18 protein-coding genes are annotated in these 21,921 nt (G+C 39.5%); all 18 read right to left on the bottom strand.

Features of this window, described 5'->3' with window-relative positions; genetic code table 11:
• Positions 1-3: 3 nt before the first annotated feature.
• The 18 genes from BB427_RS11420 to BB427_RS11330 all read right to left on the bottom strand — a co-directional run bounded on the left by BB427_RS11420 (position 4) and on the right by BB427_RS11330 (position 21,919).
• Positions 4-1,260 carry an oligosaccharide flippase family protein gene (locus BB427_RS11420; RefSeq protein ID WP_069020828.1) on the bottom strand — a complete coding sequence of 419 codons (1,257 nt, stop codon included), beginning with the start codon at positions 1,258-1,260 and terminating at the stop codon, positions 4-6.
• 23 nt (positions 1,261-1,283) lie between these two features.
• A complete protein-coding gene (locus BB427_RS11415) occupies positions 1,284-3,506 on the bottom strand; it encodes a polysaccharide biosynthesis tyrosine autokinase (protein ID WP_069020826.1) in 2,223 nt (740 codons plus the stop codon).
• A gap of 14 nt (positions 3,507-3,520) precedes the next feature.
• Positions 3,521-3,955 (bottom strand): low molecular weight protein-tyrosine-phosphatase, encoded by a 435-nt coding sequence (locus BB427_RS11410; protein ID WP_069020824.1) that lies wholly within the window; start codon positions 3,953-3,955, stop codon positions 3,521-3,523.
• 11 nt (positions 3,956-3,966) lie between these two features.
• Positions 3,967-5,082 (bottom strand): polysaccharide export protein, encoded by a 1,116-nt coding sequence (locus tag BB427_RS11405; RefSeq protein WP_010368555.1) that lies wholly within the window; start codon positions 5,080-5,082, stop codon positions 3,967-3,969.
• Between the two features lie 1,113 nt (positions 5,083-6,195).
• Positions 6,196-6,675, bottom strand: coding sequence for a transcription/translation regulatory transformer protein RfaH (gene rfaH, locus BB427_RS11395; protein WP_069020821.1), 480 nt, complete (start codon positions 6,673-6,675; stop codon positions 6,196-6,198).
• A gap of 75 nt (positions 6,676-6,750) precedes the next feature.
• Positions 6,751-7,917, bottom strand: coding sequence for a nucleotide sugar dehydrogenase (locus BB427_RS11390; protein ID WP_069020819.1), 1,167 nt, complete (start codon positions 7,915-7,917; stop codon positions 6,751-6,753).
• Between the two features lie 9 nt (positions 7,918-7,926).
• Positions 7,927-9,045: a non-hydrolyzing UDP-N-acetylglucosamine 2-epimerase gene (gene wecB / locus BB427_RS11385; protein WP_069020817.1), complete on the bottom strand. Its 1,119-nt coding sequence runs from the start codon at positions 9,043-9,045 to the stop codon at positions 7,927-7,929.
• Positions 9,046-9,059: 14 nt separating this feature from the next.
• On the bottom strand, positions 9,060-10,298 hold the full coding sequence (gene wecC, locus BB427_RS11380; protein ID WP_069020815.1) for a UDP-N-acetyl-D-mannosamine dehydrogenase: 1,239 nt from the start codon (positions 10,296-10,298) through the stop codon (positions 9,060-9,062).
• Between the two features lie 21 nt (positions 10,299-10,319).
• Positions 10,320-11,042, bottom strand: a complete 723-nt coding sequence (locus BB427_RS11375) for a WecB/TagA/CpsF family glycosyltransferase (protein WP_010368568.1) — start codon at positions 11,040-11,042, stop codon at positions 10,320-10,322.
• The gene (locus BB427_RS11370; protein ID WP_254663621.1) at positions 11,039-11,998 is read right to left on the bottom strand and encodes a glycosyltransferase family 4 protein; all 960 of its coding nucleotides are present in this window, start codon (positions 11,996-11,998) and stop codon (positions 11,039-11,041) included. Before BB427_RS11370 ends, BB427_RS11375 begins: the two co-directional genes overlap by 4 nt.
• Positions 11,999-12,081: 83 nt before the next feature.
• Positions 12,082-13,590, bottom strand: a complete 1,509-nt coding sequence (locus tag BB427_RS11365; protein WP_069020811.1) for a hypothetical protein — start codon at positions 13,588-13,590, stop codon at positions 12,082-12,084.
• Between the two features lie 4 nt (positions 13,591-13,594).
• A complete protein-coding gene (locus BB427_RS11360) occupies positions 13,595-14,533 on the bottom strand; it encodes a glycosyltransferase family 2 protein (protein WP_069020809.1) in 939 nt (312 codons plus the stop codon).
• Positions 14,534-14,542: 9 nt separating this feature from the next.
• Positions 14,543-15,820 carry an EpsG family protein gene (locus BB427_RS11355; RefSeq protein ID WP_069020807.1) on the bottom strand — a complete coding sequence of 426 codons (1,278 nt, stop codon included), beginning with the start codon at positions 15,818-15,820 and terminating at the stop codon, positions 14,543-14,545.
• A gap of 3 nt (positions 15,821-15,823) precedes the next feature.
• Positions 15,824-16,753 (bottom strand): Wzz/FepE/Etk N-terminal domain-containing protein, encoded by a 930-nt coding sequence (locus BB427_RS11350; protein ID WP_069020805.1) that lies wholly within the window; start codon positions 16,751-16,753, stop codon positions 15,824-15,826.
• Entirely contained in the window at positions 16,746-17,624 is an 879-nt protein-coding gene (gene rfbA / locus BB427_RS11345; protein ID WP_069020803.1) for a glucose-1-phosphate thymidylyltransferase RfbA, read from the bottom strand. The genes BB427_RS11350 and rfbA overlap by 8 nt, the downstream gene beginning before the upstream one ends.
• Positions 17,621-18,685 (bottom strand): dTDP-glucose 4,6-dehydratase, encoded by a 1,065-nt coding sequence (rfbB, locus tag BB427_RS11340; RefSeq protein ID WP_069020801.1) that lies wholly within the window; start codon positions 18,683-18,685, stop codon positions 17,621-17,623. Before rfbB ends, rfbA begins: the two co-directional genes overlap by 4 nt.
• A 44-nt stretch (positions 18,686-18,729) precedes the next feature.
• Positions 18,730-20,502, bottom strand: coding sequence for an asparagine synthase-related protein (locus tag BB427_RS11335; RefSeq protein ID WP_069020799.1), 1,773 nt, complete (start codon positions 20,500-20,502; stop codon positions 18,730-18,732).
• A 1-nt stretch (position 20,503) separates the two neighbouring features.
• Entirely contained in the window at positions 20,504-21,919 is a 1,416-nt protein-coding gene (locus BB427_RS11330) for an MOP flippase family protein (protein ID WP_069020797.1), read from the bottom strand.
• Positions 21,920-21,921: the final 2 nt, after the last annotated feature.

Below are 21,921 nucleotides of genomic sequence, written 5' to 3'. Positions count from 1 at the left end.
TAACTACCTTAAAGCACCTAAAATCGAAGTATCTACTCTATATTTTTTTAAAATAAACCTATGACATAGAAAGTTCCATAAAAAAATAGAGATTAAAGAAGTGAATGCAACCCCATTAATTCCATAGCTATTATAAAAAAAGAGTAAAAATACAAACTTAAAAATCAATGACGTTAATATATATATCGCAAGTCTTTTAATATGCTTTTTAATCTTCATAACTGTTAAAGATTGTCCGTAAAATGCATTAATTAACTGAGATAATGATAAAATAACTAATGCGCTCTTAGCATCTATATATTCACTTCCAAATACATTCAATATCAGCTCACCAAAAATAAAGACTATTATAAAAAAAACCAAGCTTGCTGAGAACCCAATTAATACTGGCAGCTTCAAATTCGAGGAAAAACTATTCTCAGCTCGGCTCTTAACTAATGTTGGGGTAATAATATTTGTTAATGCCATTAAAAAAACAGAGCTTAATAGTGTTATTTTCTGTGATGCTGAATAACTAGCTAGATCAAACTCATTTCCTACAGCCCCTAGAAACAGAACATCAACATTAGTCATGAGTGTAGTGAAAATCACTATAATACAGAGGTTTAACGAAGAAGTAAGCTCACTTTTTGCTAAATAACGTTTTCTTATTGGATAGACTACCTTTACTTTATTAAAACGACTTGAATAAGCAGCATTAGAAAATAAGTAGCTTAAAAAAATAGACAATCCAATTAACTCAGCACCGCCTATATTAACAAGATCGGATATAAAAATACCGAGTAACAAAAGTAAAAATAATAAAACGCCTCTAAAAACTCGATCGATTAATTGTGAAAATAAAACTTTTTCTTCCGCAAATAAAACAGCCTGTCTATAAATCATCAAAGAGGAAAGTAAAGATGAAGCTGTAATTAAAAATACTGTAAGATATGAATACTTTGATAAAAGCACATAAGTAAATACGCACAAGCTTACTATAAAATTAGCAACATAAAAGGTATTCACAGTTCTAATTTTTAACGAAGTTTTCCTTAAAGAACTTTTCCCAGGTAAATTCAATAATAGATACTGATTTAGGCCTAAGTTTGCAACAACCCCTGAAACAGCTAAAAGAGAGATTATAAATGAAAAAGTTGCAAACTCACTAACCCCAAATTCCCTAGCAATTAGAATATTTGTAAAAAAACTCAATAGTGCTGCAAAAAAGGAGATCCCTGCAGATAGCAGAGAATTAGACAGAAGCTTTTTAAAATTCAACTTACTTCCTAAGTAAATATAAATTATTTATACTCGTAGTTGTAATAACCGTAGTACCCATAAGCGTTACTTGCTTTACGTAACACGCCATTAAACACCACTCCTTTTACGTCTATGCCGTTTTGCTCAAAGCGGTTGCGTGTAAGCTCAATTTCGCGGGCATGATTTTGACCAAAGCGCGTTACTAGCAATGTTGTACCCGTATGAGCACTAACAATTGCAGGATCAGTTACCGCTAAAATAGGTGGTGTATCTATAATCACGATGTCGTATTTATTTTTAATCTCATCCACTAGTTTAGTGAAGTTAGCATGCATTAATAGCTCCGAAGGGTTTGGTGGTATTTGGCCTCGGGTGATTACATCTAAGCCTTCGACTTGGGAATGCTTAGTAACTTGCTCAAGAGTTAAGCGCCCTGATAGGTAATCACTTAAACCATCATTCCACTGCATACCAAACTGAGTTTGCAGATAACCCTTACGCATATCTCCGTCAATTACCAGTACCTTTTTACCGCTTTGTGCGAGTACAGTGGCTAGGTTCACCGTAATAAATGACTTACCAACACCTGGGCTTGGCCCTGATATAGCTATAACATTGTTTTTAGCTTCTAACATAGCAAAGTGTAGACTTGTACGTAGGCTTCGTAGAGCTTCTATCGAGAGGTCTGCGGGGTTATCAATTGCCAATATTGATTTTGCTTTTGCCGTTTTACCTTTCCGCGCTCTGGCAAAACCAGTCAGTTTTACTTGATATTCAGAGAATGGAACGCTTGCATAAACAGGTAAGCCTAACGCTTCAATTTCACTTGGATCCTCAATCCCTTTATGCAGTGCTTTTTGAATAAGTACAATCGCAATAGCTAACATACCACCGAGCATGGTTGCCATCATAACGATTAGTGCTTTTTTAGGTTTGACTGGTTGGGTTGTATTTACCTCTGCGTAATCTACGATGCGAACATTACCCACCGTACCTGCACGTACAATATCTAATTCCTGAGTTTTTCCTAAAAGTAGAGTATAAATTTCATTGTTTACTTCTACATCACGTTTTAAACGTAGTAACTCACGCTGGGTTTCTGGCAAGCCTTGAACTTCACCAGCCAATTCGTTGCGTTGGCGCTTTACAGTATCAATTTGCTCTACCACACCACGATATGAGGGGTGCTCGCGTTTAAATTTACGACCAAGTTCTAAGCGCTTTAATTCTAGTTCTTGCAGTTTTGTTTCTAATATCACAATTTGCTCGAGTACCGCCTGCGTTTCTAAGCTGATATCGATAGATTCTTGTCGAATTTGATATTCATTAAAGGCTTTTTCAGCACGCTCTAAGTTGCGCTTAACATCTGGTAGCTGAACTTCCAAGAACTCCAAAGATTGCTGTGCCTCAGCGCTGTTACGTTCAACGTTACGACGAACATAAATACTAGCTACTTTATCGAGTACTCTTTCTGCGTAGGCTGGGGTTTTATCTTGCAGCGCAAGATTGATAATACCCGAGTCTTTACCTTTCTCAGATGCTGAAATTGCGCCTTGTAAGTCTAATATAGTTTGAAGTCTATTACGTTTTACTATTGAGAATTCAGTACCTGGACGTGCAATCAGAGTTTTGATGGTTAATTCAAACTGACCAGCTTTGACTTCCTGCCCTACTTTACCAGAAAGCACTTCTTCGCCTTCTGCATTTAGTAGAACAAAACTCTCCCCCGTTTGCGCTAATAACGTGAACTCTGCTCCTTCAGCTCTTTTAGGCACTCTAAACCGATGGATCTCTACCTTTTCACCGCCCCATGCATAAGAGCTTGCGCCAAAACTTGGTTCAGCAACTTCACCTTCAGTTTGCGGTACAAACTGACGGAAGCTGCGCCCCCCAAATAGCGGGAATAGTTTAGGTTCAACAACCGTATCTAGACTAAGCGTATCGACGGCTTCTCCTATTACGCTTCTTGATTTGAGTAACTCGATTTCGGTTACCGCGGCAGAGGTGCTTTCAAACATGCCTGACATATCATCAAAGCCAGGAACTGAGCCGCCTTTTTCTTCTACCTGTACCATTGCGGTTGCTTGGTAGATTGGCGTGCTAAATATCGCGTAAGCCACACCTAGCAGCATAAATAATGACGTAACACCTGCAATAAACCATTTGGCGTCTAATAAAGCACCAAAGAGTGCCATTAAGTCGATCTCTTGCGTATCTTCTTGTTTAGATTTTTGCGGAGAAATTAGATTTGGCTGAGCATTCATATACTCGCAATTCCTTATAAATACTGTTGCCAAGCGCCGCAGGCGCTATCGATAAGCTCATACACGTGCTCAAACGCTTCTTTAGATTGGCGGTATGGATCGGGGATTTCTTTATCGCCAATCCATTTACCGAGTAAAAAGGTTTTACCGCGAGCTTGAGGGTAACGGCTGCATAAATCATCAAGGTGCCTATGCTCCATTACTAAGATGAGACTGTTTTGCGAAACAAGCGCACCACTGAGCTGACGCCCTTGATGCTCACTCATGTCGATACCTTGCATCTTAGTAAGTTCTTGTGCTATTGCATCGGCTGATTTACCTTCTAACGCGGTTAAGCCCGCCGACGACACTTGGATATTCTTACCTGCCAATTTGCTTTTTAATACATATTCTGCGGTTGGACTACGGCAAATATTGCCAGCGCAAACCATTAATACACTATCAAACATGAGCATTCACACTATTGATTTTCAATATCTTGAATTGCATCCACAGTTGATAGCGAAGGCAATAGTAGGCTGATAACTTTGTTCCAGCGAGCAAGTGGTGCGCTAGTTACGTATACGATATCTTGAGGTTGCAATTCAAATTGCTCTGCAAGTACCAGTGAGGCAACATTTTTTGCGTGTAGTTGATATACATCTGCAAGCACGCCGTCTTTTTGTAGGTCGCGTTTACGCAGTACAAAAACACCATTAGCATCAGCTGTGCGCTCATTAAAGCCACCTACATCAGTAAGTGCTTCGGCTAGACTCAAGCCATAGCGGTTTACGTCTACTTTGCCAGCTTTAATTACATCGCCTAACACATAAACATTACGCTTGTCATTACGGCTGATATGAATGATATCACCGTGTTGCAACAAACGGTTTTGTGAAATATCACCCTCAGCATAGAAATCATCGAGTTGAATAACCTCAGTTTTCTCTCCGCGAGTAAATGTTACGGTTTCCCAATCTGCACTTTCAGTCAGGCCGCCAGCTTGGTTTATTGCATCAATTAGCGTGACTGGCGTTTCTGTGATTGGGTATACACCCGGTTTTGTTACTTCGCCGGTTACGTATGTTTTTTGGCTTCTAAAGCCAACCACTTTAACATCAATTTGGGGTTCTTCGATAACACGGCTTAAGCGTTTGGTAAGATCTTCACGTAACTCATTTACTGTTCTACCTGCTGCCGGAACTTTTGGGGCGTAGGCAAAATTAATAGTGCCGTCGGCTTGAACACGGAAACCGTCAAACTCGGCTGTTCTTTGTACCGCAGCCGGGATTGTAAGTTCCGGGTGATCCCAAACGCCAATTGTAATGACATCCCCAACGCCTAAACGATATTCATAGTTTGAGACATCGATACCAGCAAGTGACGAACGGTCAATTTTTTTGGCTTGTTTGATTTTGTGTTCTTGAACTAACTGAGAGTCGATGATGTGAATATTTACTTTTTCTAAGTCGCGTTCTAGATTTGCGGTTTGTTCGCCAGAGCCGATTCCTTCAAAATGGCCACCAGGAACAAGTGTACAGCCGCTCATTGTCATCAGAACGGCTGAAGCAATGATAGTTTTACAGCGTAGCGCCATTGTTTCTTCCCAAAAGTGTTGTAATCTTTTCTTTTCATTACTTTTATTGCCCTTTATTAAATAGTAGAGGGACAATAAAAATTTCGTGGGCTAATTAAAGCATGCACGATTGTTAATCGCAAGTGAGTACTAGGTTTTGCATAAGATCTCACTCTATATTCTATGTTTTTACCTAGAGATGTGGTTAAAAGCCTTTATCAAGTTTGAGTTCATTTTTTAGATTGTTGTTTTTGTTGTTTCTTAATTTGCAATTTAGTCTTTGGTCCTTGATGGTGGCGTAAGCTGCACTAGAACCATTTTGTCGCGCCATAAAGTCGCTGCTACGGCATTCAGGCACGCTTCCGCCCTTAGGTTGTAGCTCCCAAATGCTGGTTTTAGTTTTAATGAAAGATCGCGAGGTGAACTCGCTCCTACCACGTTGACCTAAGATGTTTATGTCTCCGCAGCGTAAAACCATTCTGTCGCGGCGTAAAGCCGCTGCTACGGCATTCAGGCACGCTTCCGCCCTTAGGTTGTAGATCCCAAATGCTGGTTTTAGTTTTCGTGAAAGATCGCGAGGTGAACTCGCTCCTACCACATTAGCCTAAGGTGTTTATGTCTTCATGACATAAAGCCGCACTAGAACTATTCTGTCGCGACATAAAGTCGCTGCTACGGTATTCAGGCACCCTTCCGCCCTTAGGTTGCAGCTCCTAAATGCGGGTTTTAATTTTAGTGAAAGATCGCGAGGTGAACTCGCTCCTACCACATTGGCCTAATGTGTTTATGTCTTCGCGGCGTAGAGCCGCTGCTACGGCATTTAAGCACGCTCCCGCCCTTAGGTTGCAGCTCCTAAATGCTGGTTTTAGTTTTAGTGAAAGATCGCGAGGTGAATTCGCTCCTACCACATTGACTCAAGGTGTTTATGTCTTTGCGGCGTAAAGCCGCGCCAGAACCATTCTGTCGCGACATAAAGTCGCTGCTACGAAATGGTTTGAGCTTTTAAATTACGGCTACAAAATTACCAACGTTCCGCTATGAGAATGTAATTTTTCTAACAACGTGAAGAAGTTTACAGCCAAACCAGAGTACACCCTTTTTATAACAATTAAATAAGAATAAAGGATGAAGTTTTTATTGTACCTTTTTTATTGTACAGTTATCAACAACGATTTGTGCATAATGGTTAAGCAGTTTAATTAATAAAATGCTACGAAGTTCTCCATCAGGTTGTTGATACATGGCGTGAATGTCTTTGTAACAGCCGTCTGTTAACTGAACCAAGTCACCTTCTTGAAGGTCGAGCTCGTCCGCTATTTCATTTTTATTCATTAGTTGAGCGACGAGTTCATCTGGTACCATTTGCAGTTCGGTACCATAACGAATAAAGTCAGAAACACCGCGAGTGTTTTTTACAGCAGAAAAGTGTGAAGAATGTGGATCTAGCTTAACAAATAAATATCGTGGAAACAGCGGTTGCTTCACCGCCTTTGAGCTAGAGGTTTTTCTTTTTACGAAAGTTGGGAAGCAAGACTCTATCCCTTGATTTTGAAGATTTGACTGTGCTCTGTGTTCTTGTTTTGGTTTACAGTAGAGCAAATACCAGCATTCCATGCGTTGCGTTCCCTAAAAAAATAAGCCTAACGAATTAGGCCTACTATTATACGTATATTCTCAATTAGGTCTAGCCTAGTCACTGCCAAAAAGGTCTCTTGTGTAGACTTTTTCGGTAACGTCTTGTAACTCCTCAACCATACGATTAGAGATGATTACATCGCAGCTACGTTTGAATACATCTAGGTTGTTTTCTACTCTAGAATTAAAGAAAGTTGCCTCTTTCAGTACAGGCTCATAAACCACTACCTCGACTCCCTTCGCTTTTATTCTTTTCATCACACCTTGAATAGCAGAAGCTCTAAAGTTGTCCGATCCCGCTTTCATTATTAATCGGTAGATCCCAACCACCTTAGGATTTTTTTGCAAAATTGACTCAGCAATAAAGTCCTTTCTTGTTGTGTTTGCATCAACAATTGCTTGAATTATATTATTAGGTACATCTTTATAGTTGGCTAAAAGCTGCTTCGTATCTTTTGGTAAACAATAGCCACCGTAGCCAAATGAGGGATTGTTATAATGGCTACCGATTCGGGGGTCTAAACACACCCCCTCAATTATCTGCTTAGCGTTTAAACCATGAGATTCAGCATAGCTGTCTAACTCATTAAAGTAGGCTACGCGCATCGCCAAATAAGTATTCGAGAATAATTTGATCGCTTCGGCTTCTGTAGAATCAGTGAATAACGTGTCAATACTCTCTTTAATCGCACCTTGTGCTAGCAGATAAGCAAACACTTTTGCACGCTCAGAGCGTTCACCAACAATAATACGAGACGGATACAAATTATCGTAAAGGGCTTTCCCTTCTCGTAAGAACTCTGGTGAGAATATGATATTTTCAACACCTAAGGAGGATTTAATTTTTTGCGTAAAACCTACAGGTACGGTGGACTTTACGACTATAACTGCATTGCGATTATACTTTTTAACGTCCGCAATAACCGACTCTACAGAATTAGTATTAAAGTAGTTTGTCTCAGGGTCATAGTCTGTTGGCGTAGCGATGACTACATATTCAGCGCCTGTATAAGCAGATTCTTTATCTGTAGTTGCAGTTAAATTGAGCTTTTTTGTGGTCAAAAACGCTGAGATTTCCTTATCAACTATGGGTGACTGCTTATCATTGATCATATTCACTTTATTTTGATCAATATCTAAAGCCATAACTTCGTTATGCTGAGCTAATAATACTGAGTTCGAAAGCCCTACATACCCTGTTCCAACAACTACAATTTTCATCGTTACTTCCTAATTATAACTAAGAATAGCGTTAACTATTCGTTGGCACGCTTTGCCATCGCCATATGGATTATGGGCGTAGCTCATTTGATTATATAACTCAATGTCTTCAATTAATTGAGACACCATATCAACAATCTCATCTTTATTAGTGCCCACAAGCCTCACCGTACCTGCTGAAACCGCTTCAGGCCTCTCGGTAGTATCTCTCATTACTAATACGGGTTTCCCTAATGACGGCGCTTCCTCTTGAATGCCGCCGGAGTCTGTGAGTATGAGATACGATTTGTCCATTAGATATACAAATGGCAGGTAGTCTTGTGGCTCTATTAATTTAATATTCGCAACCCCTGCTAGCACGCGATTTACAGGTTCTTGTACATTTGGATTCAAATGAACTGGGTAGACAAAGTTAAAATGAGGATAACGCTTTGCGAGCTGCGCAATAGCCTCACAAATTCTTTCGAACCCTTCACCAAAACTCTCTCTTCGATGTCCTGTAATAAGCACATATGGCCTATTCGTAACATCTGCAAATTGCTGTTCCAGTGAAACTGTCAAAGCCCTTTCTGTTAAGACATTTTCTTTAACTGACAATAAAGCATCTACAACTGTGTTTCCCGTCACAACAATCTTTCGCTCACTGACTTGTTCTTTCTGCAAATTGCTGGCTGCAGCTTGAGTTGGAGCAAAGTGTAACTCAGCAAGCTTTCCTGTTAACGTACGATTAGCCTCTTCAGGCCATGGGCTTAGAATATTTCCAGTCCTTAGTCCAGCTTCAACATGACCAACCTTAATTTGCTTGTAAAAAGCAGCAAGTGAAGCTGATAAAGTCGTCGTTGTATCGCCGTGCACAAGCACCCAATCAGGTTTGAAGTCCTCTAAGACCTCGCGCAAGCCGAGTAATATTTTACTTGTAACATCATACAGATCTTGTCCAGCACGCATTACGTTTAGATCATAATCAGGTTGGATTGCAAACAGATGAAGCACTTGATCAAGCATTTCTCGATGCTGTGCGGTCACACATACTTTAGAATGGATCTGTTCGCACTCATCCAGCGCTTTTACAAGTGGTGCCATTTTAATGGCTTCAGGACGCGTACCAAATACTGTTAACACTTTCATTTTGTTGTCTTATTTTAGAAAATACCGCGACTGTCTATAAGCACTTTTTTAGCAACTTGCTCAGGGTCAATCTGTTTAAACTCTTTATGATCAACGAGCACTGCGACTGTGTTTGCTACAGCTAATGCTTCATCTATAGAAACTAGACGCACCTTCAAGCTTTGTAAGTGTTGTGGCAAGCTGTCAATATTAGGCTCTACGACCACAATTTCATAGTCGTGTTTTTTAGCCAGCATTTCTACAATGCCGAGTGCTGGGCTTTCTCTTAGATCGTCAATATCTGCTTTGAACGCAATCCCCAGACACGCAATTACTGGCTTTTTAAACTGATCAGCAGCTTCCTCAATTTGATTTAAAACAAATTGTGGTTTAGCGTCATTTACTTCTCTTGCTTGTCTAATTAACTTTGCACGTTCAGGCGCGCTACTCACGATAAACCAAGGATCAACGGCAATACAATGACCTCCAACGCCTGGGCCTGGGTTTAGAATATTCACACGAGGATGGCGATTTGCAAGCTTAATTAGCTCCCAAACATCAATATCAAGGTCATCACAAATCATCGAAAGCTCATTTGCAAACGCGATGTTAACATCTCTAAATGAATTTTCAGTTAACTTTGCCATTTCTGCTGTTCGTGCATTAGTTATCAGGCACTCCCCTTTTACAAAAATCTGATAAAGCTCAATAGCACTTCGGGTACAAGCATCTGACATACCACCAATAACGCGATCGTTCTCAACAAGCTCTTTCAATACATAACCAGGTAGAACACGTTCGGGGCAATGCGCTATTTTGATATCAGCATCATCACCAGCAGTCTGCGGGAACGTTAGATCAGGCCTTAGCTCACTTAACCACTCTGCCATTTGCTCAGTCGCACCGACCGGTGACGTGCTTTCAAGTACCACTAAATTACCTTTTTGCAATACTGGAGCTATCGATTCTGAAGCTGAGCGAATGTAACTGAGATCGGCTTCATAATTCTCTTTAAAGGGGGTAGGCACAGCGACTAAAAATGCATCAGCAGCTTGAGTACGAGTAGTCGCTTGTAGCTTTTTAGCTTGGACTGTACTTCTTACAACAATATCTAAATCAGGTTCAACGATGTGAACATCGCCATTGTTAATAGTATCAACCGTCTCTTGGTTAACATCAACTCCGATTACACTAATACCTCTAGAGGCAATTACGGCAGCGGTTGGCAGACCTATATAGCCTAACCCAACGACGGAAACGGTTTCTATTGACATATAATACTCATTAATTCGGTGTTAAATTTTACCAACAAGGTAGTAGTAAACAAACTTTAGCAACTTACCTTGTCGGAAAAGCCTTGAAGGTTGGGAAAGCAGTCGATAAAGCCACTCTAAATGTAGCTTTATCCAAAGTTTAGGCGCTCTTTTTACGTTACCAGTATACACATCATATGTACCGCCGACGCCCATATAAAAAGCATTAGGGACTTGCTTTCTGCATTCAAATATAAACTTTTCTTGTTTTGGTGACCCAAGAGCAACAGTAATAATTTGTGCTCCTGAATCTTTAATCTCAGCAATTACCTCTTCTCGGTCTTCAAAGTAGCCATCACGTGCACCTACAACATTAACTCCGAGACCTTGGAGTTTTGTTTTTGTTAATTCTATTACCGTTGCAGATGCGCCAAGCAAGTATACTGGTGTATTTAATGAAGCTGCGCTTATCATCAATTGCGTCCACAACTCACACCCGGGGATACGAGCCACTTTTGCATTTGATTTTTTGCTCATAACGTAACTAACACCAATCCCGTCAGCGTAACGCAAAGTAGCATCTAACAGTACTTGTCTTGTTTCTTGGTCGCGTTCCGCAACCATCACTTTCTCAGGATTGATTGCAACAGCAACACCAGGTACTACATTAGATTCACGTAATATAGCACTCTCAATTAAATCTTGGATCGAGCCAAATGCTGTAACGGGTATTCCACGTATTGTGATTTCGTTAGCGCTGTTCAATGATGCCTCGTAAGTATCAGTTTTTGGTATATGGTAAGCAAATTATTTACAATATAGGTTAAGCTATGCTGACTTACCGAATTTAATGCCTCTTTTTGCATCAATTGATAGTCGTTCATGCTCATTTTTAGCGCCTGATAAAGTGATTCATAACCTTTACTATCAAGCCACTCATCATCGTTTTGTAATAGCAAGCCATTTTGGCCGTCTATCACTTGCGCCCGAGAGCCATCAGTTTCTGTTGCAATAACGGGTGTACCTGAAGCCATAGCTTCAGTCATCACCAAGCCAAAAGATTCATTGCGTGAAAGGCTAAGTAAAAAACGCGAGCTGCAATAAAGCTTAACTAATTGCTCAGGTGCTAACACCCCATAAAAATCGACCCGTATATTACCATTTTGTGATGCCCACTGTGAAGTGGCCCCCTCACCGACCACCGCTATTTTAGCCCCTTTTTTTGCTATTTTTTGTAAACGGTCAATACCTTTGTTGTAATTTTGATGTCCTACAAATATGAAGTCATACTCATAAGTCTGATTTGTTGGTGGTTGATAAACATCTAAAATACCAGCACTCAAGAGTGAAGTTGATGCTTCTGACACATCAACGTAGCTCTTAAAACGCTCAAATAAGTTTTTACTAACGAATATTGCATGATCTAGCTTGGTAAATGCCCATTTGTACAATGCACTAGGAGGCTGATAAGCATAAACATCGCTACCGTGGAATGTAGCGATAAGTTTAACTTTACTATTAATCAAAGCCTTATAAGTAATAGCGAGTAGTATATTTGGGAAAAAGAAATGTACGTGGATAATATCTACTTTCTTTGCAAACAAAAACTTCGCCAAGAAATGAATATAGAAGAGTGGATACCTCAGTAAACGCTTTATTCTTCCAACCTCATCTTGTGTCAGGTAAAAATACTCAACTTCTAAATTTTTTTCCTTTTGCAATGCTTTGAACTGGTTATATACAAAGCGACCTGAATTAGGCTTCTTTGCACTTGGACCCATGTTTGAAAGTAGTAACAAGCGTATCATTTCTTCTTCTGCTCCTTGCTATTTTCTCTTTGCATCTGAATACCATAATTCGCTCGAGATGGGATTAAATGAAATAAAACCCGATACAATAACTGGACAGGAGGGATGAATATATGATGCGTCATCGGCGTATAGCCAGACTCAACTTTCACCTTTTTAAAACGATCTTCAGTGCATGCCCAAACATTTTTCAATAGTTTATAGCGAAAAGCATCGGAGAAGTTCTGATTGATGTAAGCAGAAAAGATACCCACAGAGGCAAACGGAGGTATAACACTAAAGCACTGGGCCGCCATCACGTTGCTTCCAAAAATGACGTATCTCCCTCCTCTACCATATAAAAACTCATAGTAAGTGACTTTTTGATAATCAGTCAGATTAAGATGCTTGGTTTTTTCGTCGAAGTCAGCCAGTAACTTACTCAACGAACGCGCATTACAGCCAGAATAACGTGCTTTTAATATTGTTTCTGCAGAAAAGCTGAACAACGAGTAAATAAGGGGAAATAATTTATATAGCTCACCTTTCCAACCTTTTGGTGTAATATATGTCGCCCGTTGAAGCACATCGCCAAGGTAGCCTTCGAAAAAAGCGGAAGCTTTACAAAATTTCTGGCTAATATAGTCATAATTACTCAAGAGCCCACCGATAGGGTTGAGTAAACCATGTGACATTTCCGCAATTATCTCTGCTTCATTTTCAAGCCCTGCACCTAGCTTGTATTCATACCCGTAATACTCATCAAACAAAGGAGCATATTGCTGCGCAATCTCTCTTTCAGGACTCCCCTCTGGACCATAAGTGAACCCATACGAAAATTCTGATGAAGCTAAGATGAGCCTGGAATCCATACCACTGCTAATTGGAAGGACACGCTCAGTTTTAGGCCATAAATCAACCAATCGTTCAATTTCACCAGAAACAGCTTCCAATGTAACTGTACTAGGCTTCGTGATATCTATATATTTCTCGGTACAGCCCACCTCTGTAACAGCTCCAGGCTCAAGTCGTTCAATACCATCATACAACGTAAAGTTCCCAAACATATGCTGCTTAGCAGCAAGTACGTCTTGCATTTCAGCATTTATTTTATGTTCAGATAACAATGGGCGCACCGCCGGCGCAACTTTTAATTTAGCTGATAACTTATCGATATAATGACTAGAAAGCCCAAAGGGATCATTGATGACCTGCAGTTTTCCATTCGATACCCAAAGTCCGACAAAAGAGCCTGCCTCAAGAGCCTTCAGCACTTCAATACCATTTGTAATAAGATCATGTAATAACTCAGACAAGGCATTGCGCTTTGATTTATACACAAACCAACCAGCAACATATAACTCATGCCCATCAACTTGTATTACCGGTGGCGCTTGCCATTCTCTTTCACTGTATATTAGGCAGCCGTTAAACCTTGGTAAAAGCAATACTCGGCTATGCTTTTCGGTAAAACTTTTAACATGTGGTAATGAATCCAAATTTGCATTTACATACAGCCCTCTCATGATATCAATTCCCTGACTGTAATGTTGAAGTGCGTTTTTGACGGCGAGCTAAATACCACTCCAGAGGCGCTTTACCAAAAATACTTCCAAAAACGAGTTTTACGTAAACTCTAGAGTTAAGCTTAGAATAGCTGAGTGAAGCTAGGTAGTGCTTAATACCACTCAGGCGTGCTTCGCTCCGTAATTCAAAGTCGCCTAAGCTTTCGTATTGCCTTGCAAGCCCCTTGCGCAAGCCCAAAGCTAAAAACTCAGCCTTATACTTATCAATTATCGCTTTATGCCCATTAACTTTAGTTTTTGGGTTGCAAGAAATACCATCTTCAGCTAATTGGTAGGTTAGCATTGGCGCTTTGATATGCACACCTGCAGAAACTTTAGCCAAGCGAAGCAACAAATCATAATCTTGCATACTCGGTAAACTGTTATCAAATCCCCCAATATCCTCTAACGCTCTTCGCTTGATTAATAAAGCGGATGTGCAAACGCCATAACCTTGCTCCAATAGCGTCACATACATATTTGTCGCAGAGAGACACTTAAACTCTTTTTTGAGCCCTTGGTATGTCAGATACATATCGCAATAACAAAAAGTGGCATCGGTGTGTTCATTTAGTGCAGCCAATTGCTTTTCTAGTTTATTTGCATCCCACAAATCATCATCATCTAGAAAAGCGATATATTCTCCCTTGGCACTTTGCCACCCTGTATTACGGGCAGCGCATGCACCCTTATTTGATTCATGCTGAATATAAGCCACTCTAGGGTCTTGCTGGTATCTAGCCATTACTGCTTCAGTTTCTACTCGGTATTGATCTGGATGGTTGTCATCTACGACGATCACTTTCCAATCTTGAAAAGACTGTAACTTAACGCTAGCAATTGCGCTATCTAACATATCTGCACGACGATACGTGGGGATAATAATACTTACTGTTTCTTGCATTGCTTTGCTCTATTTAATTCTGTAGCCATCGTAATATTGCAGATCTTCCTCAACATAGTGATTCAACTGCTTCAAATAAGTGTAGCCATTTAGTGACAGCGGATGAAACCGCTCGACTTTATAAAAAAAGTCACTTTCATTTAGATAAACCACATAGCTAAAGGCTAAAATTACGAATGACTTAATTGCGATTGTAAAGATAGAGGTTAGAGAAGAGGGAGAGTAAACCCCTAATGAGTGTATCAATAATGGGGCATACAAGAGATGTAGCGGCAGTATGATACGATGTAACTCTTCACCTATAAAAAATAGTGCGACGACACCTATTGCACAAAAATAAATGGAAATATTGAATAAAGTGATTTGATCTTTGCTTTTACTTTTATAGTAAGCTGGGCTACACAATAGGGTAAATACAACAAACAATAATAAAGATGGTAACTTCGAAAAGTTTGGTTCTATTACCAATCTTGTCAATACCTTGTTTATCATGTAGTGATTTACAACACTACCAACCACTTTAATACTAACTATAAATAAAGCGACTCCTGTTAGGAAAACTAAAAATAACCCAAAGAGTTGTGAGATCGTATACTTCTTACTTAATCTCTTATTCAATAGAAAAAGAGGTAATAATAACACCATAGTAGAAAAGTGGAAAAGACCCCCAATAATAAATATTAATAGCCCTTTTCTAAATTGCTCTTTAGAGATCCAAATTCCAATTAATATTATAGGAACAGCCATACATGCACGGATTAAATGCCACTGCGCTTGAAAAAATTTATAAAATAGTACAATAAGTAAAAAACACAGCAATGGATAAGCAACATTAACTGTTTTGCAAAAGCGCCAAATTAAGGCATAGGTAAAAAGTAATGTTACCAGATAATACACAAAGAGGTGGTTGTTAGTTAGTTTTGCAATTGACCAACTGAATAACGCAAAAAGAAAATCCGCATGCTGTCCATACAATAATGACGTAGTCATCATTGAACCAAACTCTTCATAGCGTTCATATGCCATCAAATATGTTGGCATATCATCTGATCCCCCCCACAAAAATCCGATCATCCTGCTTGAGATCAATAAAGCTAATGAAAAGCTAACTAAAAAAGGTAAAATATTTTTTGGCTTTTTTCCAATTTCAGAAGTGGAATAAATCAACACTAGAGCAAGCCAAAGCACTACCGGTAAAAAAAGCCAACTTAAAGATAAAAATAGTAGACTCGCATGCCTACTATTTATAGCTAACTCAATGATGCGCTGTTCGCTTTTAGCCCGCATTGACTAATACCCAGAGCCTTTTAATTCTTTCATAAAATGACGAACTAAGACTAAACCAGATGCAAAGAAAACACTAAATATCGCGGCTAAGATACAAATAACAGCTCTGCTTGGACTCTCTTTTCGTTCAGCAACAATCGGGCTTTCAATAATCCTAAAAGCAAAATCTTCCCGTACTTCTGCTAATAGCATTTGTTTAGTCTGCTCTTCAATAATGGTGTAAAACACATTTTTCATCTGCGCAACTTCTGTTTTATCCAACTGCTGTTGTATATAAGCGATACTGCGTGATTTTTCATCTAACTCACGTTGTCTTAATTGTTCATTAAGCTCAGAGATAAGGTTGCTAACCCATTGTTTAGCAATATGTGGATCGATACTTCGAATGCTAACAGTAACAAGATTTGTTACTTTGTTATGCTTAACGTCAAAAAGCTTATTAAAACTTTCATAGGTTTCAAAAAGTGTTGGCTCAAAGCTTTTACCTGTTTCTGGATTTACTTTCCACTTTCCAGAACTGAGTTCAAGCTTCTCCTCATCAAATAATAACTTTTCGCTATTTTTATCGTACTCTTTCGCTCCAAATAAAACTTTACTTACTTCATATTTGGAAAAAAATTCAAATAGAAAGTCTTTAGATTTTAATACCTCAAGATGCAGTAAAGTATCATTACTCCCACTGTCTAAATTCACTCCCGCTAAACTTGCAAAGCCACCAATCTGACTTCCTAGCGCCCCTAATGCAGAGCTTTCTTTGCTATCATGTGGAGCAAGTAAAACAGCAGACTTATAAATATTAGGCATAGTGAGTGAATACACCACGGCGAGAACACACGAAACAACTACAAAAATAAATATAAATAACTTTTGTTTCCAAAGAATCAGCCACATATTCACTAGATTCACCGAGGTGTCTTGCTGGCTATTATCCATGTATATGCTCCTGTGCAACTTTCGCAAGATACTGCCCATACTCGGTTTTACTCAGTCGTTTTGCTTCTTCTATCAGCTGTGATTTACTGATCCAGCCTTTTGCAAACGCAACTTCTTGTAAACAAGCAATTTTGAAACCTTGCCTTTTTTCAACAGTATGTACAAATTGTGATGCCTCCATCAAACTGTCATGCGTCCCAGTATCAAGCCACGCAAAACCTCGCCCAAGTACCTCTACTCGCAATTTATTCTCGGTTAGGTAGGCTTCATTTATGCATGTTATTTCAAGCTCTCCTCGCTCTGATGGTGAGATCGATTTAGCCTTTTTAACAACTGAATTGTCGTAAAAATACAATCCCGTTACAGCATAGTGGGACTTTGGCTTTGTCGGCTTTTCCTCAATCGAAAGTGCATTGAAGTCTTCATCAACTTCAACTACGCCGAATCGTTCAGGATCATTAACTTGATATGCGAATACGACAGCACCATCCTGAACTTCAGCGGCTTTAAGTAACTTAGGCGAAAAGCTAGCGCCATAAAAAACATTGTCACCTAAAATCAAACACACACTATCTTCGCCTATAAATTCTTCGCCTATAATAAAAGCTTGAGCTAGTCCTTCGGGTTTCGGCTGTATCGCAAAAGTTAGCTTAACTCCAAATCGGCTGCCATCACCCAAAAGTTTTATAAACTGGTTTTGATCTTCAGGCGTAGTAATAATCAGTATGTCTCTGATACCAGCTAGCATTAGTACCGAAAGGGGATAATAGATCATAGGTTTGTCATACACGGGCAATAACTGCTTGCTGACTCCCTCAGTTATTGGATGCAGTCGAGTTCCACTGCCTCCTGCTAAAATAATTCCTTTCATGATTTTACTCCTAACCTTTCTCTGAGGTAGTTCCCTGACTGCACTCGTTCACACCATGCTAAATTATTTAAATACCAAGACACTGTTTTTTCTATCCCCGATTCGAACGTTTCTGCAGGAACCCAGCCTATATCACGTCTTATTTTACCTGCGTCTATCGCATAACGGACATCATGTCCTGGTCTATCAGGGACAAAGGTGATCAACTCGCTAAACTTACTAATTCCGTTGGGCTTTTTCGTTACTTTTTGATCTAAGATAGAGCAAATAGTCTGAACAACTTCCAAATTCGTTTTTTCGTTGTGACCACCAATATTATAGGTTTCTCCAACTTTGCCAGAGAGTGCAACCTTTACGAGTGCTTTGGCATGATCCTCTACGAAAAGCCAGTCTCGAATTTGACTACCGTTGCCATAAATTGGTAAAGGTTTACCTTCTAGCGCATTTAGAATAACTAACGGAATAAGTTTTTCAGGGAAATGGAAAGGCCCGTAGTTGTTTGAGCAATTTGTGATTACCGTTGGTAGCCCATATGTTCTCCCCCAAGCTCTTACCAAGTGATCAGAACTCGCTTTACTGGCTGAGTAAGGTGAGCTTGGATCATAACTAGTCTGTTCGGTAAATAACTTGTCTGTATGCCCAAGATCTCCGTAGACTTCGTCAGTGGAGATATGATGGAACTTAAAGCTATCAGCTACCTTTTGATTTTTATTCAGGTATGCACGTGCGCACTGTAACAGTACGTAAGTTCCTATAATATTTGTTGTTATGAATTCGCCGGGTCCATCGATTGAACGGTCAACATGCGATTCAGCAGCCAAATGCATAATGAGATCTGGCTGATATTTGTTAAACACTTCAGATACCTTACTTTCATCGCAAATATCGCCGTGTTCAAAAAAGTAATTTGTATGCTGTGCAACGGATTCAAGAGAATCTAAATTTCCTGCGTAGGTTAACTTATCAAAGTTTACAACCCTAAAGTCTCCAAGCCCAATTAAATGGCGAACGACGGCACTTCCAATAAAGCCCGCACCGCCAGTTACTATCACTGTTTTCATTAAATGTTTTCCGTTGTCACTGCTCAACAAGACTCTGTATTATCTCAAAGATCGTACGAGCTTCCAAGTTTAAAACCTTTGTCATTTAACTGCCGCAAAAACAACTCCACGGTTATCAAGCTCCCAATGATTTCCGGCTTAATCGGCTTTTTACTTCTATAGAAAGCATCAATGTATTGTTTTATTTCTGAGCAGCTTAAAATTTTAGAAAGGTGACTATCTGTAAGTAATAAATCGTATACATAGGACTCAAATTTAGGTTCTCTCAACCATAGATCATATGCAACATAATGGTGTTTGGCGAATACACGGCGATATAAGCTTCTAGCCCATCGTTCAACAGGCGTTCCAATGATAAAAGCTTTTAAAGTGGATTTCATCCCGCTAGAGCTACTCTTAGGCGATTGGCTTTTTGATATAGGCTTGCCTGTCTGCTGCCATGGAATATCAGAAAAATACTCAGGATAAGTGTTGAGCAACATATGGTGATATAATTTCCCATCCTTTCGAAAAGCACTGGGTAGACCATATAAAAAGTCAACAAAATCATTATCCATAAAAGGTTTAAGTTGATGTAGCTCGTGACTAAGTAGGTCACTTCCCGCTGCGATAAATCGCATCCCACGGTTGTAAATGAAGATACTTTCTTCGCAATCAAAGTCAAAGTAACCTTCATCTGCCAGCGCTATACTAAAGTGCTTACCGTACTTTTGCTTAACAATAGAAAAAACATTTTCTTTGTCCGTTTCAGATGGAATATAACTGCCTCCAGCTGTCACATCACCTAAAAAGCCATTTAATAAATAGTTCGAGTGTTTTGCAATTTCAGCTACAGATGTCAGTGCATGCATATGCAGTACATTTTTCAGCCCATCAGTTAACCACACGCCTCTTTCTCGCCCGCAAAACCACTTTTCTCCATCTATACCAATAAAATGATGAGTAGCAGATGCCACATCTGACACATGTTTTGCGATCACATGGTCTGCACAACCAGCCTCACCAAAAGTAAAGGTGTGAATATCTCCCTTAAAGTACTTAGCCGCACCAGCTAACAAAGCTCTTGAATCAAGTCCACCACTTAACGTTATCGCTAATTTATCCTGAGTGATAGTCGATATTGCACGCCTCATCGCTTGATCAAATAACAAGCCTAATTTAGAAACTGCATCATCAAAGCTTATTCCTTCAAGTGGTTGTATGTCGTTCCAGCTCCAGTAGCGCACTAATTCCGTAGTTCGACTTTTTAAAGCAACACGCAAAATCGCTGCAGGTTCTAGACGTTTAATTTGCTTGAAAAGCGTAGTGTTACCGAGACAATGACCAATATCGATAAATGTATTCAAAGATGCTAAATCAATACTTACCTCACTTGTTTGCAAATTGAGTAATTCTTTAATTTCACTCGCATAACCAAGCAAGGTGTCCTCTTGCATCCATAAATATAACGGCTTCATGCCATATCTATCTGAGATCAACGTAACTTGTTCTGTGTTGAAATCAATAATAGAGATAATAAAATATCCATTTACATTGGCTAAGAACGCTTTTAGTGTGTTGTCGTTATAATGTAAATGGATCTCATTCAATGCGTCTGCAGCTTTACAGTCTATACCTGCTATCGAAAAGATATCCCCCCAGAGTGTAATCACTATTCCATCGCGCTCTAGTCGCTCAATAGCGATATTTTTCCTCTGTGCTTTAAGGTTTTGCTCGAAACTAAATCCAACGTCATTAGAGAAGCAAACATCACCCGCAGTAAAGTCACCTAAATTCTCGTTCGATTTACTGAGTAGAGAAGCGGAAAACCCCGGCATATTAGCTCCTTAAATTCTTTAATTGGGATATGAGTTGAGGAAGTATGAACATCATATATAAAGCACAACTAATAATTGCCAGCAATAACTGGTATTGAGATGCAATATATAATCTTGCTATAACGATAAAAGCACAGATGCAAACGGCGACTAAGAGTGGTAATTTAATCGCATTAAGAAGCTCTGAAAAACCAACTTGGGCTGCAGGCTGCAACAGCACCTTCCAATGCGCTAAAAACAGAAAGACCTGAAGTACAAATAACCCGAAAGTTAAACTAATTAGCCCGCTTGAAATCACGAGTAAAATAACTATAGGCCTTACAAGCGATACTCCAATATTCCATGAAAAGGCACGCTTAACTTCACCTGATGCTCTCATTAACACACCAACAGGATTCATAACAGAAATAAGTAACATATATAAAGATAGCCACTGAAGTACTGAGGCATGTTCCACCCAATCAGCACCAAAGAAAGCGTTTAAAACGAGTTCAGGAAAAAGTGCGATAAAGCTATACAGTGGAATATTGATATAGCTGAGAAGCCCAAGCATGCTTAAATACATCTTTTTAATTGAGTGCGATTCCTTAAACTTTACCATCAATGGAAAGGCCACTTTGTTTACAATTGGATTGATTAGCTGTAACGCTGGTTTAAATACCAAATCTTTGATGTAGGCATAAATACCAAGCTTCTCAGGCCCTAAAAACTTGCCCACTATGAGCTGGTCGAACTGGGCACTGCCATAATTAATCAAACTTTCACTGCTTTGATATAATCCATATTTTATAGGTTCAGATACCTCAGCCCAGTGCATTCTTCTTGGAGCTAATAAATGCTCATTTGAAAAGAGTAAGTAGCAGATACTGAGAACTGACGCGAGTGTAAGCTGCCCATATACCACAGCCCAAATAGTGTGTTCATATAATAACGCACCAATGACTACACTAAAGGCTAGTACTTGGCTAAGTACTTCAATTTTTGCGATCAGATTAAAGCGCATTTCTTGTTGGAGCTTTGCAAGTATTTGCTGGGAAAGGCTTCGAATGAAAAAAACAGGTGCGAGGACAACTAACAACGAAGCTAATTCAGTAACAGAAAAAAAGCTCGCAATCACAGGAGCTAACACAATGACTATGGTGCTTATCAGCGCGCCAAAAATGAGGTTAACACTGTAAAGCTGAGCTAATTGGCTTTTATTTAACGACTTATGATAAATTACTGCGTTAGAGAGCCCTGCATCACCAAATACCTGAGAAAACCCAATTACCAGATTTATAGCAGCAGTGATCCCAAGCTCTAAAGGCGTTAAAAACCTAGCAAGGATAATAAGCTGAAGTAATTGCAACCCACCTTTTATTAGAGTAGATGAAGCCACCCAAGACACGCCGGAAAGTGCTGACTTTATAATAGTCATTG

Source organism: Pseudoalteromonas sp. BMB (genome assembly GCF_001709235.1).
GTDB classification, from domain to species: domain Bacteria; phylum Pseudomonadota; class Gammaproteobacteria; order Enterobacterales; family Alteromonadaceae; genus Pseudoalteromonas; species Pseudoalteromonas maricaloris.
The sequence above is the reverse complement of the archived record's forward strand: the minus strand, read 5'-3'. Positions and strand labels throughout refer to the sequence as shown.